Origin of the sequence: Pseudoalteromonas sp. S1727, from assembly GCF_005886375.1 — a bacterium.
GTDB classification, from domain to species: Bacteria; Pseudomonadota; Gammaproteobacteria; order Enterobacterales; family Alteromonadaceae; genus Pseudoalteromonas; species Pseudoalteromonas haloplanktis.
Map to the genome: position 1 here is coordinate 1 of NZ_PNDT01000132.1, position 13,654 is coordinate 13,654.

Annotated in this window: 11 protein-coding genes and 1 tRNA gene; 11 read left to right on the forward strand and 1 reads right to left on the reverse strand. The window is 36.5% G+C overall.

What is annotated here, in order from left to right:
* Positions 1-145: 145 nt before the first annotated feature.
* Positions 146-221 (reverse strand) — tRNA-His (locus tag CWB85_RS20575).
* 282 nt (positions 222-503) lie between these two features.
* On the opposite strand from CWB85_RS20575, the gene CWB85_RS20580 reads away from it, so the two are divergent.
* The 11 genes from CWB85_RS20580 to rfaH all read left to right on the forward strand — a co-directional run bounded on the left by CWB85_RS20580 (position 504) and on the right by rfaH (position 13,349).
* Complete coding sequence (locus CWB85_RS20580; protein WP_138555905.1) at positions 504-1,322, forward strand: mechanosensitive ion channel family protein; 819 nt, start codon at positions 504-506, stop codon at positions 1,320-1,322.
* A 29-nt stretch (positions 1,323-1,351) separates the two neighbouring features.
* Entirely contained in the window at positions 1,352-2,122 is a 771-nt protein-coding gene (locus CWB85_RS20585) for a DUF481 domain-containing protein (RefSeq protein WP_016710647.1), read from the forward strand.
* Between the two features lie 125 nt (positions 2,123-2,247).
* Positions 2,248-4,917 (forward strand): SLBB domain-containing protein, encoded by a 2,670-nt coding sequence (locus tag CWB85_RS20590; RefSeq protein WP_502705320.1) that lies wholly within the window; start codon positions 2,248-2,250, stop codon positions 4,915-4,917.
* Positions 4,918-4,926: 9 nt separating this feature from the next.
* Positions 4,927-5,850, forward strand: a complete 924-nt coding sequence (locus tag CWB85_RS20595; protein WP_016710645.1) for a Wzz/FepE/Etk N-terminal domain-containing protein — start codon at positions 4,927-4,929, stop codon at positions 5,848-5,850.
* Entirely contained in the window at positions 5,847-6,908 is a 1,062-nt protein-coding gene (gene wecA / locus CWB85_RS20600) for a UDP-N-acetylglucosamine--undecaprenyl-phosphate N-acetylglucosaminephosphotransferase (RefSeq protein ID WP_138555907.1), read from the forward strand. Before CWB85_RS20595 ends, wecA begins: the two co-directional genes overlap by 4 nt.
* A gap of 7 nt (positions 6,909-6,915) precedes the next feature.
* Positions 6,916-8,007, forward strand: a complete 1,092-nt coding sequence (locus tag CWB85_RS20605) for a glycosyltransferase (RefSeq protein ID WP_138555908.1) — start codon at positions 6,916-6,918, stop codon at positions 8,005-8,007.
* A 173-nt stretch (positions 8,008-8,180) separates the two neighbouring features.
* On the forward strand, positions 8,181-9,107 hold the full coding sequence (locus CWB85_RS20610) for a hypothetical protein (protein ID WP_138555909.1): 927 nt from the start codon (positions 8,181-8,183) through the stop codon (positions 9,105-9,107).
* An 11-nt stretch (positions 9,108-9,118) separates the two neighbouring features.
* Complete coding sequence (locus CWB85_RS20615) at positions 9,119-10,261, forward strand: glycosyltransferase family 4 protein (RefSeq protein WP_171039045.1); 1,143 nt, start codon at positions 9,119-9,121, stop codon at positions 10,259-10,261.
* Entirely contained in the window at positions 10,258-11,373 is a 1,116-nt protein-coding gene (gene wecB, locus CWB85_RS20620; RefSeq protein ID WP_016710640.1) for a non-hydrolyzing UDP-N-acetylglucosamine 2-epimerase, read from the forward strand. Before CWB85_RS20615 ends, wecB begins: the two co-directional genes overlap by 4 nt.
* A 30-nt stretch (positions 11,374-11,403) precedes the next feature.
* Positions 11,404-12,648, forward strand: a complete 1,245-nt coding sequence (locus CWB85_RS20625; RefSeq protein WP_138555911.1) for an MATE family efflux transporter — start codon at positions 11,404-11,406, stop codon at positions 12,646-12,648.
* A gap of 212 nt (positions 12,649-12,860) precedes the next feature.
* Entirely contained in the window at positions 12,861-13,349 is a 489-nt protein-coding gene (gene rfaH / locus CWB85_RS20630) for a transcription/translation regulatory transformer protein RfaH (protein ID WP_138555912.1), read from the forward strand.
* The last annotated feature ends 305 nt before the right edge of the window (positions 13,350-13,654 follow it).

A 13,654-nucleotide genomic window follows, 5' to 3' on the forward strand; every position in this document is an offset into this window, starting at 1 on the left:
GCCGTGAATGATGTTATGGATTCGAGCTCTATGCTAAAGCTAATCGGTGCTAATAATTCAGCAAGCAGATAAAAATAAGTTAGATAAAAAAAGTTTACAAGTAGAGGGAGGTTTAAGAAAATTTGAATTACTAAGAAGGGAAAAATGGGGCGATTGACGGGGCTTGAACCCGCGACAACCGGAATCACAATCCGGGGCTCTACCAACTGAGCTACAACCGCCACAACACACCTCGTTTGGTGTGGCGCGGATAATACATAAAATAATAAATGTTGTGAAGGGTTCAGGGCAAAAAAAGTGAAAAAAATTTAATTTTTTTCAATTTTGTTTATAAAACACTCAGTGCGGGGGTTTTTAAATCGTTTTTTTATCTGGTAAGGTAAAATAAAAACAATACTAAAAGCTATGTTTAATATTTAAATACATAAATTAATGAAATAATAAATTAAAATCAGATATAATTTAACCAGCAAACTGCTTAATACTGAATATCAGGAGTGATAATGGATACAATACTTAACTGGATAAACGAAAACTCAGGTTTGATCTTACATTACGGCATTCAAGCTGTAATTGCATTGGTGATCTTTTTACTGGGTGGTCGGGTTGCAAAATTTTGTTCAAACTTAACAGAAAAAGCATTCGAGAAGAAAAAAGTAGACAAGGCTGTTGGTTCATTTGTATCAAGCATTGTTTACGCCATTGTATTTATGGCAACTATCTTAATGGCACTTTCTCAGATTGGCATTGAAACAACTTCATTCATTGCAATTTTAGGTGCTGCAGGTTTAGCTGTTGGTTTAGCGTTACAAGGCTCACTATCTAATTTCGCATCAGGTGTACTTATTATCTTATTACGCCCATTCAAATCTGGTGACTTTATTGAAGCTGGTGGCAAAATGGGTAGTGTTCATAAAATCGAAATCTTCTCAACTGAATTACGTACACCAGATAACAAAGTTATCATCATGCCTAACTCATCAATCATGTCTGGCCCAATCGTTAACTTCTCTCGTGAAAAAACACGTCGTATCGATTTAGTTATCGGTGTTGGCTATGATGCAGATTTACGCCAAGCCAAAGAAGTTCTTAAATCTGTATTGGATAAAGAGCCGCGTATTTTAAAAGATCCAGCATATACAGTGGCAGTGTTAGAACTGGCTGATTCAAGCGTTAACTTTGTGGTACGCCCTTGGGTTAACTCTACAGACTACTGGCCAACCTATTTTGATCTAATGGAAAACATCAAAATTTCACTAGATGATGCTGATATTACTATTCCATTCCCACAAATGGATGTTCATTTGCACAAGCAAAACTAATCAACCCAAGTAGCTAAGGTTATTTTTTAATGAAATTAAAGCTTTTATCAATTTTAGTTGCAGCATCTGCTGCAACTAACGCATTCGCTGAAGAAACTCAAACATGGGACATTACCAGTGAGTTAGGTGCTATTATCACCAGCGGTAACACTGAAACAACTACTCTAAAGGGTGGTATCAAGGCGTTACATAACCTAGAAAACTGGAATAATGAATACAAAATCGATGGTCTTTATAAAGAAGACGAAGTCGAAAATGCTGCTGGTGTGAAAGAAACGCAACGCACGAATGAAAAGTACTCATTATCAGCGCAAGGTAACTATAAGTTAAATGAAGAGCACTCTCATTTATATATTTATGGTTCATATGTATCTGATTACTTTGGCGCTTACCGTAATGAGTCTGTAATTTCAGCAGGTTACGGTCAACGTTTATTAGACCGTGCTGACATGTGGTTAAACGCAGAGATTGGTCCTGGTTATAAGTATTTTGAATTCCCTGAGGGTAGCGTTGATGATAACGGTATTTCAAATGCAGGTGAGAGTGAAGGTGAAGTAATCGCATTAGGTAAATTAGATTACAATTGGCAGATTTCTGACAACGCTAAGTTTACTCAGTTAGTTGCCGTTGAATATGGTGATACCAACACTAAAACGCGTTCAGAAACAGCACTTCTAGCTAAAATCAACGGTTCATTACAAATGAAAGTTGCTTATAACATCACCAACAACTCAGATGTTGCAGATGACAAAGAAAGTACTGATACAGAAACCTCATTGACATTGGTTTACAGTTTTTAACAGTTTCCTCTAGTTAAATGACATTTAAGTGAAATAAAGGGACGAAAGTCCCTTTTTTATTTGTAGCTAAATAATGTAGAATAGCCAATCTTTTTGCTGTGGTTCTAGGGATAAACTGACTTGTGATGCTTTTTAAACGATTTTTAATAACTTTTCTACTGTTTACAACAGCTACTGCAATGGCATTTACCCCAAGTGCATCGCAGATTGAGCAATTTAAAAAGTTGCCAAAGGCGCAACAAGAAGCGCTAGCAAGACAGTATGGTGTTGACTTATCAACAATAACCGGAAAAGCAGCATCTAGTTCAGTACAAGAAGAAGTACCAACTATTCAGTCTCGCGAAGAAGCTCCTGAGCCAGTATTAACTGACGAAGAACGTTTTAAACCAAAACAAGATGAAATAAAACCATTTGGTTATGAGCTGTTCGCAGGTGAGCCAAGTACGTTTATGCCTAGTGAAAATGCTGCAGTACCAGAGACTTATTTAATAGGCCGTGGCGATCAATTAAAAATTAATTTCTACGGTAAAGAAAGTGAAAGTTACGAAGTGAATGTTGATCGCGAAGGTCGGCTCAATATACCAAACTTAAGCCCCGTAGAGGTTGCAGGCTTAACTTTTGGCGAAATAAAACAACTTATTAAAGCAAAAGTAGAGCAAGAAGTAATTGGTGTTAAAGCGTTTGTATCACTAGGGCAGTTACGCAGCATGCGTATATTAGTGCTAGGTGAGGCACATAAGCCAGGTAGCTATAGCGTGTCGTCCTTAACTACAGTATCGCATGCACTTTTTATTAGTGGTGGTGTATCAGAGATTGCATCGCTGCGTAATATTCAAGTAAAGCGCGCAGGTAAAGTCGTTACAAATTTTGACCTTTATGATTTGCTTATTAAAGGGGATAGCCGAAACGATATCATCTTAAAACCAGGCGATGTGGTATTTATCCCGCCGGTAGGCTCACAAGTAGCTGTAGAAGGATTAGTTAAGCGTCCTGCAATATTCGAGATAAAAGATAATGAAAGCGCACAGGATCTGCTAAAAATGGCTGGTGGTTTAAAACCACAAGCTTACGCACAAAAAGCAATTGTTGAACGCTTTAATAATCATAATGCAAAAGAGATATTATCGGTCAATTTTGCAGCCAAACAAATTGCTTACACCCCACGCGATGGCGACCGCATCCGTTTTAACCCAGTTAGTCTACAGTACCAAAACTCAATTAGTGTCATTGGTGCTGTTGCTCGTCCTGGACATTACCAGTGGCATCAAGGTAAACGTATATCAGACGTGTTTACCTCCGTCCGCGGAGATTTATTACCGCAAGCTGACCTTAGTTATGCGTTGTTGGTTCGTGAAGTCAATATTTCAGGTGATATTGAAGTGCATCAATTCGATGTTGCACAAGCAATTGTAGAAGCGCAACCGCACGACTTAGAGTTACAAGCAAATGATAAACTGCTTATATTTAGCCGCTTTGAAGAAAAAGAAGCCGAAGAGTTGGCGCTCGAAAACATGGCACTGACAGCAGAACAACAAGCATTACAGCTAAAAACCAAGCAGTGGCATAAATATCAGCAACAAGAGTTTGAAAAATACATTGGTGTTTCAGTTGAAGATTTAGATACAGAACTCGATAACAAATCGGCTTTAACTATTGCAGAAATTTCAAAACGTAAAGCTGAAAAAGAAAAACAGAAACTACAACCAGAAGACTACGCGTTATTTAGTCGGAATAACCTATTAAAACCAGTAATTGCAAAATTAAAACTTCAGGCAAATATTACTCAAGGAATGCAGTTAGTCGAAATTAACGGTCATGTTACTTATCCTGGTATTTACCCGCTAACGAGAGGTAGTGAAGTTAATGAACTTATCATAGCTGCGGGTGGGTTGCTTGAATCAGCTTATACAGAACAAGCTGAAATTACCCGTGTAGTTGCTGGAGATGCATCAAAAGTCGAACATATTAAGTTTAACTTGCATAAAGCAATACTTGGAGAGATTGGTGAAAATCGTATTCTTCGAAGCAAAGACAGCTTAAATATCTTTTCAATTCCAAATTGGCAAGAAAATGTAAAAGTAGAGCTTAGAGGTGAAGTTAAGTTTCCAGGTACTTACACTATTCGCCGCGGAGAAACATTAACTGATCTATTGCAAAGGGCTGGCGGCTTTTCAGAGTTTGCAGAAGAAAACGCAGCGATTTTTACTAGAGAATCTATTCGCAAACAAGAGCAGCAGCAACTTGCTAAGTTATCAGAAGAATTACGCCGAGATATCGCACAAAAAAGCTTTGAAAACTCTGTCGGCAGTAACTCACTGTCTTATGATGAAATGAATAAACTATTGAATGACTTGGCAAATGTAGAAGCAGTAGGGCGTTTGGTTATTGACTTACCTTTAATTGTAGAGAACAAACAGCGCTTAGTACTACAAGATGGCGATGCTTTATATGTACCAAGTAAACGAGATTCGATAAGCGTCATTGGCGAGGTAAATTACGCGACTTCACATTTATATAAACCAGGAACTGGTTTTGAAGAGTACATTGCTTTAAGTGGCGGCCTAAAAGAGCGTGCTGATGATGAGCGTATATACATAATCAAGGCAAACGGCTCAGTTAAAATTCCAGATAGCGGTAGTTGGTTTGCAGTGAGTGATACTCAACTAATAGAAGCTGGTGATACTATTGTAGTACCGCTTAACTCAGATTACATGGATAACCTTACTCTGTGGAGCACAGCCACACAGATCGTTTATCAACTTGGTGTAGCAGTTGCTGCGATTAGTAGTATATAGGCGGCAATAGTGAAAGATACATATAAGCTCGAAGAGCAGGAAGTAGACCTAAGAGACGTATTAAACTTTATATGCAAAGGCAAATGGAGTATTTTTATTTCAGGTATTGTATTTGCACTTATTGCTGTATTGTTTGCTTTTACACGAGCTGATATCTATACATCATCAACAATACTTGCCCCTAATGAAAGTAAAAATAGTGGGTTGCTAGATGGGCTATCATCTCAATTAGGCGGTGTTGCATCTCTTGCGGGTATAAATTTAAATGACTCAGGCTCAGGGCAAGTTAATGAAGGTCTTGAAATTTTAAGAAGTTATCAGTTTATATCAAACTTCATAGAGAAGTTTTCTTATCAAGATGAACTAATGGCTCACACCGGTTGGAATAAAAAAGAGAATACACCTATATTTGACTCAGACTATATAGCGGCTGAATCAAAATGGCTCGAAAATGAAGATGGTTCATCTAAAGAACCATCTTTACAGGAAATGTTTAAGTATTTCAAAAAAAATACGTTAACAATTTCAACTGAAAAAACAACTGGTTTTATTACAGTTTCAATAAATCATTACTCACCAATCATTGCTCAACAAATGCTTGTAAACTTGGTCTCAGAGTTAAATAGCCAAATGAAGATTCGTGATATAAATGAGGCTGATAAAAATATTAAATTTTTAGAAGAATCAATTAAAAATACAAATGTTAGCCAGGTTAAAGGGGCTATCTATAATTTAATCGAACAACAATTACAAAAGAAAATGTTAGCGAATGTAAGAGATGAGTATGTTTTAAAAACCCTAGATCCCCCCATCGTTGTTGAAAAACCGAGTTCGCCAAAGCGTGTTTTGATCATTGTGGTAGGTGCATTTATAGGTATGTTATTTGGCTTTCTGTTCCACTCATTTAAAATGTTTGCAAGGACAAAAAATTGAGTCTTATTATTTATTCATCATTAGTTACACTTTTTTCACTGATTATCATGAAACGAGTTTCTTTGAGTATTGGTTTGTTGGATAAACCAAATGAACGTAAGCTCCATGATGGAATGGTACCGTTAATTGGTGGTATCTGTGTTTTTGTTGGTGCCTTTTCGAGCTTGCTCATTATTGGGCCTATTACTAATGAATTGCTCTCGCTATTTTTAGTGGCAATGGGGATTGTATTATTAGGTGTACTCGATGATAAATATGATCTAAGTGTCACTATCAGGTTGTTTTTTCAGTCAGTCTTGACAATTAGCTTAATTTTTTATCAAGGGCACTATATATCTTACCTAGGTAATATCTTGGGGTTTGGTAATATTTCATTAGGTGTGTTTGGTATTGTGTTCACTATCATAGCAGTAGTTGCTGCGATCAATGCTTTTAATATGCTGGATGGAATTGATGGTTTAGTTGGTGGCTCTTCGATAGTATCGTTAATAGGAATAGCAGCAATCGCATATACCAATTCAAATATAACAATACTTTCAATTTGCATAGCAATGATTGTCGCGCTTTCGGTGTATTTATTTTTTAATATTAACCCATTTAAAGTATTTAAAAATAAAGTGTTTATGGGTGATGCAGGCTCGATGCTGGTCGGCTTTTTAATTACTTGGTTGATAGTGTTGTCTTTAGAACTACCAGATGGCAGAGAGTCACTTTTTAGACCTGTTACAGCCTTGTATCTGCTTGCTCTGCCTTTAATGGACATGATTGCAATTATGTATCGCAGAGTGAAAAAGAAAGAATCTCCATTCAAAGCTGATAGAGATCATATCCACCATATATTTATGCGTTTGGGGTTTAGTGACAGGCAAGCATTGTTGATACTTGTTATCTTCGCCACATTATTTATGCTACTAGGTTTAAGCTTTGAGTATTTTGCAGTCCCTGAGTGGTTTTCACTATTAATATTCTGTGCCTTTTTTCTATTCTACTGTCATTTTATTCAGCATGCTTGGGTTTATACAAAGAACTTAAAAGTGCTCCTAGATAAAATACTATAGGTAAAAAATGGTTTTATTAATTAGATCGGCTGACATAAAGTTTGACTCAAGAATTAACAAGTATATTACCCTGCTAGAGCGAGAGAATATTGAATATCATGTGCTCTATTGGCCTCGTAACCGAGAGCCTGAAAAGCAAGAGAATACAACTTTTTATACTAGAAAAGCGACTTACGGCGCCAAGCTAAAAAGCCTCTTAGGTTACCTAGGATGGTTTAAATTTATATTAAGTTATATTCGTAACCACCGAAAAGATATTACTGTAATTCATGCTATTGATTTAGATACCAGCATGGTCGCCATGTTGGCTAAAATGCTTTTTAAATCTCAATATATATATGAGGTATATGATCATTTTGCTGATTCACGGAACCTTAATGGTGTTGCCAGAACTGTTGCATGTAAATTAGAGTCTTTAGTTGCAAAGTATGCAAACGATATTATTTTAGTAGATAAAAAACGCATTAAGCAGCACGGCTTTTCATCAGCAAGCAATATTCACATAATAGAAAATGTACCGAACAATCAGTTTCTTAAAAACAAAGACGTTGAAGTAAACAAGCCCATAAAAATTTGTTACGTCGGTGTATTAGAGTCAAATTGCCGAGGGTTAGAAAATATTCTTAAGGCGATTGAAGGGCGACGTATAGAGCTTCATATAGCAGGCTTTGGCGGTTGTGAGCAGCTGTTTAAAGAAACCAAGCATAATAATGTGTTTTTTTACGGTTCTGTTGATCATGAAAAAGCAATTGAACTGATGTCCAGTAGCGATGTATTGCTAGGCTTGTACTACTTGTCTAACCCAAACCATATTTATGCATCACCAAACAAATATTACGAGCATTTATTTTTATCTAAGCCGTTAATTACTTCTAAAGGGACTCCACCAGGCGAGAAAGTTACGCTCAATAACAGTGGCTGGGTGATTGGTGACTCACTCAATGAACTTGAAGAGTTACTTGACTGGTTAGAGAATGATAGCAATAGAAATAACATTTTAGAGCTAGGTGAGAATGCAGGTGAATGTTGGAAAAAATACTATTTAAACTATTTTGATCAATTTTTAAAACCGACTTACCTTGCTTTAATTAAAAAATGAAAATATCTTATAAACAAAATGCGGTGCTTTTTTATCTGTTTATAATTAAATTTTTATTTATTTTTATCGCAGAGTTTGGTTATTCAAAAGTATCTCAGTTAGGAGATAGTCATAGGTATTTAGAGTCAACACTTACTTTTAGTGCTTCAGTTCTGTACTCGTCAACAGCATTGATGGAATTTACAGGGGCAATTGTAAAATATTTACAACCACCGCTTTATCACTTCCCTGCCATGATTTTAAGTTTTATAGGCGTTGTGATTTCTTTTAATGCATTAAAAAAGAGAGACGTGTTTAGAAATAAGTGGTTGTTATATATATTTATTCTTTTGAATTTAATGCCATCCTACTTGATTTGGACCTCTATACACTCAAAAGAAGCCATCGCGACTTTATTCATGAGCTACTTTGCAGTATTACTTATTAACATGATTGATAAAAGAGAGAAGGTAAGCAAAGTTTTACTTTTGTTTTTTTGCTATCTTTTATTGATTTTCAAACCTCAATACTTTGTTGCCATTATTAGTGTTGCCATTTATTTATATCTATTGATTAAATTTAGACTTAACGCTTATCTTTCTATATTACTTTTTTTATGCATTTTTATTGTACAATTCGCTTTGCTTGTTTCAGTTAGTGAATATATTGATTTAGTTACGCTCAATATGTATTCACATTTTGATCCTGAAAATGCAAAGTCGACCAGAGAGAATATTTACTTTGTAAATGAAGGCGACTTCTTTCGAGGTATGCTGCACGGCATGTTTTTAAGCTTCTGGGGGCCAACGATTAATGAAACGATCACTAGACCTGTATGGGCAGTCTTTTTTCTAGAAAGCCTTGTAATAATGCTTGTTTTTGTGTTTTTGTATTTTGGACAAATTTATAAGCTCCTATCTTACAAGTTCAACTTTATCGCATTTGGTGTGTTATTTTTTAGCTTATTTTGGCTGTTGCTAGTTCATTACCCATTTGGAATTTTTAACCCAGGTTCAGCGATACGCTACAGGCAGAATTTTTATCCTTTTTTAGTTCCTTTACTTATATTTATGTATCATTGGGTAACAAAGCCTCCCAATCTTGATGGAGAAATTAAATGAAGATTGCTCACGTGCAATTATTACCACTTATGACAGGTGTTCAACGAGTTAGTTTTGAAGAGCTGATCCGCTTGAATAGTCAAAGTGTTGACCGGTATTTAATTTATAAAGAAAGTGGTGAGCTAACAAAATATGCTGACAGTGTTGGTATTAAATCAATTTTTATCGATTCTTTAGTACGTGAAATTAGTTTAGTTAATGACTTAAAAGCGTTTTATAAGTTGTATAAACTGTGCAAAAAAGAAAAGTTCGATGTGGTTCACACTCACTCCTCGAAAACAGGCGTGTTGGGGCGTATTGCAGCAAAACTGGCTGGCGTTCCTATGGTTGTACATACGGTACATGGTTTTTCATTCCCAGCAGCACAAAGTAAATTTGCAAAGGCACTCTATTTTGTTATGGAATATATGGGAAGTAAGTTTAGTGATAAAGTAATTTGCCTGCATCAAGATGATAAAGATATTGCGGTTAATCAATTAAAAACGAAAGAATCTAATGTTTGTGTTATTGCTAACGGTGTTAACATTGATAAGTTTTCCCCTTCGGCTGAAAACGATAAAAATAATAGAAAAGTGATTGGGATGGTTGGTCGCTTATGGCCACAGAAAGATCCCCTCACTTTAGCTAAAGCAGGAGTCAAGTTGTTCTCTAGTAGAAATGACTTCGAAATAAGATTTATAGGCGGTGGTGAGTTAGAGGAATCATTAAAAGAGATTATTCACGAAGCACAAGCGCAGCAACATATTAAATTGTTAGGTTGGAAGGACGACATTGCAGAACAATTACGTGAGTTTGATGTGTTTGTATTGCCCTCATTATGGGAGGGTATGCCTTTAGCAATACTTGAAGCACAGTCAACAAAGTTACCTTGTGTGGTTTCAAATATTCAAGGGAATAATCACCTAGTAAAAGATCAATTTGATGGCTTGTTATTTGAGGCGAAAGACGTTGATGGTTTAGTTCAATGCCTTGAAAAACTGCTGGATGATCCTGATTTTGCAGATCTACTAGCGACTAATGCGCGCAATAAAATCGAGTCTAGCTTTGATATAAACGATCGAACCAAAAAGGTTTGCCAATTATATTCAGACAAATTAGGTTTAAACGTAAATGAGATTTTTAATCCATTAATTAAAAAAGTGATTCAAAAGTGAAAGTATTAACAGTATTTGGTACCCGCCCAGAAGCCATTAAAATGGCACCTCTTGTACACGCCCTAGCTAACGATAGCCGCTTTGATGCTAAAGTATGTGTAACGGCACAGCATCGTGAAATGCTAGACCAAGTACTAGAGCTGTTTAAAATCACCCCAGAGTACGACTTAAACTTAATGAAAGCAGGGCAAACACTGCCAGAAGTAACAAGCCGTATTTTACAAGAGCTAACACCCGTACTTAAAGAGTTCAAACCAGATGTAGTGCTTGTGCATGGTGATACCGCAACAACTTTTGCAGCGAGCTTAGCTGCGTATTATGAGCAAATAGCAGTAGGCCACGTAGAAGCAGGCTTACGTACAGGTAATATTTACTCACCTTGGCCAGAGGAAGGTAACCGTAAATTAACAGGGGCTTTAACTAAGTTCCACTTTGCACCAACGGATACCTCAAAAGCGAACTTGCTGAAAGAAAATTACGCAGAGGAAAATATATATGTAACCGGTAACACGGTTATTGATGCTTTACTATTAGTTAAGCAACAAATAGAAGATGATGCGCAGCTGAGCAACACATTAGCATCACAATTTCCTATGCTTGACGAAAGTAAAAAACTAATTTTGGTTACGGGCCATCGTCGCGAAAGTTTTGGTGGCGGGTTTGAGCGTATTTGTGAAGCGCTCGCACAAACAGCTAAAACTCATCCAAATACACAAATACTTTATCCAGTGCATTTAAACCCAAATGTACAAGAGCCCGTAAAGCGTATTTTAAAAGATGTAGATAACGTACATTTAATCGAACCACAGCAGTACTTACCATTTGTATACTTAATGAATCGTTCACACATTATTTTAACAGATTCAGGTGGCATACAAGAAGAAGCGCCAAGCTTAGGTAAGCCGGTACTGGTAATGCGTGATACAACAGAGCGCCCAGAAGCAGTAGAGGCTGGTACAGTTAAATTAGTTGGCACAGACGTAGCAAAAATTACCACCGCACTAAATGAGTTACTAACGGATGACGCAGCCTATAAAGCAATGAGCCGCGCTCATAATCCGTATGGTGACGGCCAAGCATGTCAGCGCATCTGTGATGTTTTGTCAGATTAAAATAGCTTCTATTAGCTAATGGTGTGAAATGTGAATTTAAATGTCGTTTACTCAGTAGGTTATGGGGTTGTTTCGCGTGGTTCATTACTGTTAATAAACTTTATCGCAGTAAAGTTATTAACAGGCAGTGAGTTTGGAGAGTTTTCATATTTACTGAGTATTGTATCAAGCTTGGCGACATTTGTTGCATTTGGTTGCTCAGTTACTACAAACACTGTGTTTTCAAAGTATGCTGATGATATAACTCTAAAAAGTAAAACTTTGTGCGCTAGCATTAGCTTTACCTTTTTATTAGTTTTAGGATTGTTTTTACTAACCTTACCCTATTTGAAAGGTGAGCTGGTTGATATATCCTCAGATAATAGTTTTTTTATACTGTTTGTTGCTTTGATGACCCTGATTGGGTTTAGTGGTGTATATGAAGGTGCTCTTTATGGCTCTTCAAAATATAAAACCTTATTTGCCTATTCAATTGTTACCTTTATATTGTTTTTGCCACTTGCTATCTATTTGGTTGATACATATGCCGTAATTGGAGGCTTGCTCGCGGTTGCAGTATTTCGATTACTTTTTAATGCATTTGGTACTTTTGAGTTGTTTTTTAAATCTCAACTGGCGATTAATTGGCGGTTTTTTTTCTGTATAGATAAAAGTGTATTTAAGATTTTTAAAAGCTTAAGTGCTCCTTCTATCCTTGGCGCAATGATGGTTGCGCCAGCAATAACTATGACCTTAGGGTTACTCAACGAGTTTAATAGTTCAAAAGAAGAAATTGCTTATTTTTCATGGGTATATCAAGTTTATTTGGTAGCCATTTTTATTCCTAGCTCCTTATCAGGTTATTACATATCAACGCTTTCAAAGAAAGGTGGTAATGTAAATGTTATGAATATAATGGGCGCTAACTTAATTTTTTCTACCGTTGTAGTAGCTTTTTTGTTTATCTGCAAAGGGCTCATATTAAAACTAGCTGGTGAAGAATACTATATTAATGCCAGCGAAATATTTAACTACCTAATACCTTGCGTTATCTTATATTCACTGAATGCAGCATTTGGGAGTTATTGGCCTGCAACCAATAAAGCTTGGTTTGGCTTTGCGTTGAATTTTTTATGGGCTGTAACTGTATTGGCATTTTCATATTTACTGATACCGTCAAGTAATGGTGTAGGAATAGCCGTTGCTCTAAATGTTGCGTATGGACTACTTTTACTAGTGCAATTCATTTTGTGGTATTGGATAGAAAAACACCAACCAGTATCGAGTGAAGAATAACCTACCTAAAAGGCTTTCAATCCAAGTAATTGTTAACTTGTTGAAAGCCTCCCCCCGAATTAAAAATAACCTGCTACACACTCGATGCAAAACATGAAAACTTTTAATGGGGTTTTTATAGACACCATAGCAATTGAACACGTATAATCCCCGCCGTCTGTGGCAAAATAAAAATAATTATCAGGCACAAAGTCAGTATTAAAGGGATTGATATGGATAGTTGGTACTTATTATTTTGTAAATCAAAGCAAGAAGCTCGCGCTCAAATTAATTTGCAAAACCAAGGGATTGAAGCGTTTTTTCCGCAATTAGAAAAACATCAACTCATTAAAGGTCGCCGTACTTTTAAGCAATCCGCAGTATTTCCCAATTACTTATTTGTTCGCTTAAATGCAACAACTGGCAATTTTTCTGCGGTAAAAAATACTCGTGGCATCAGCGGTTTTGTAACTTATGGCGCGACCTACCAAATAGTACCTGAGCAACTCATCAACGAATTAAAGAACTTTGAGCTAAACCAATGTGACAGCAATTTACCGCAGTCTGGTGATTTGGTGTACCTAAATAATGGCTCGTTCAAAGATGTGCAGGCAATATTTAAAGAGCCAGACGGCGATATGCGCAGTATTTTGTTAGTAAATCTACTTAACCAACAAATAGAAATGAGCGTAGATAATCGCGAAGTGAAGAAAGTAGGATAATAGCTGTAAGCTATAAGCTATAAGCTATAAGCTATAAGCTATAAGCTATAAGCTATAAGGTGGCTTGCCACCGCAAAAGATTTTGTATTTTACAATTTGAATAAACTGATCAGAACGTAGGAACTGTAACCTAGGGGCGGAAGCGTGCCTAAAGGGATAGGTTCTAGGGAAGTGACTAGGAACTAGAGCCTAAAACCGAGCACCTGTGTTTAAAATGTAGATGGCGCTTAATGCCGTGTTGTTTATAAAATTCATGGCTAAAGCCATTTCCTACAGGGTTTAAATTTATCGTAGGAGCCGGCGTT

Bases quoted from the DNA above. Each gene is read 5' to 3' on its own strand.
- CWB85_RS20605 (WP_138555908.1), top strand. From the start codon at position 6,916: ATGGTTTTATTAATTAGATCGGCTGACATAAAGTTTGACTCAAGAATT.
- CWB85_RS20585 (WP_016710647.1), top strand. From the start codon at position 1,352: ATGAAATTAAAGCTTTTATCAATTTTAGTTGCAGCATCTGCTGCAACT.
- CWB85_RS20610 (WP_138555909.1), top strand. From the start codon at position 8,181: ATGGAATTTACAGGGGCAATTGTAAAATATTTACAACCACCGCTTTAT.
- CWB85_RS20580 (WP_138555905.1), top strand. From the start codon at position 504: ATGGATACAATACTTAACTGGATAAACGAAAACTCAGGTTTGATCTTA.
- rfaH (WP_138555912.1), top strand. From the start codon at position 12,861: ATGGATAGTTGGTACTTATTATTTTGTAAATCAAAGCAAGAAGCTCGC.
- CWB85_RS20590 (WP_502705320.1), top strand. From the start codon at position 2,248: ATGCTTTTTAAACGATTTTTAATAACTTTTCTACTGTTTACAACAGCT.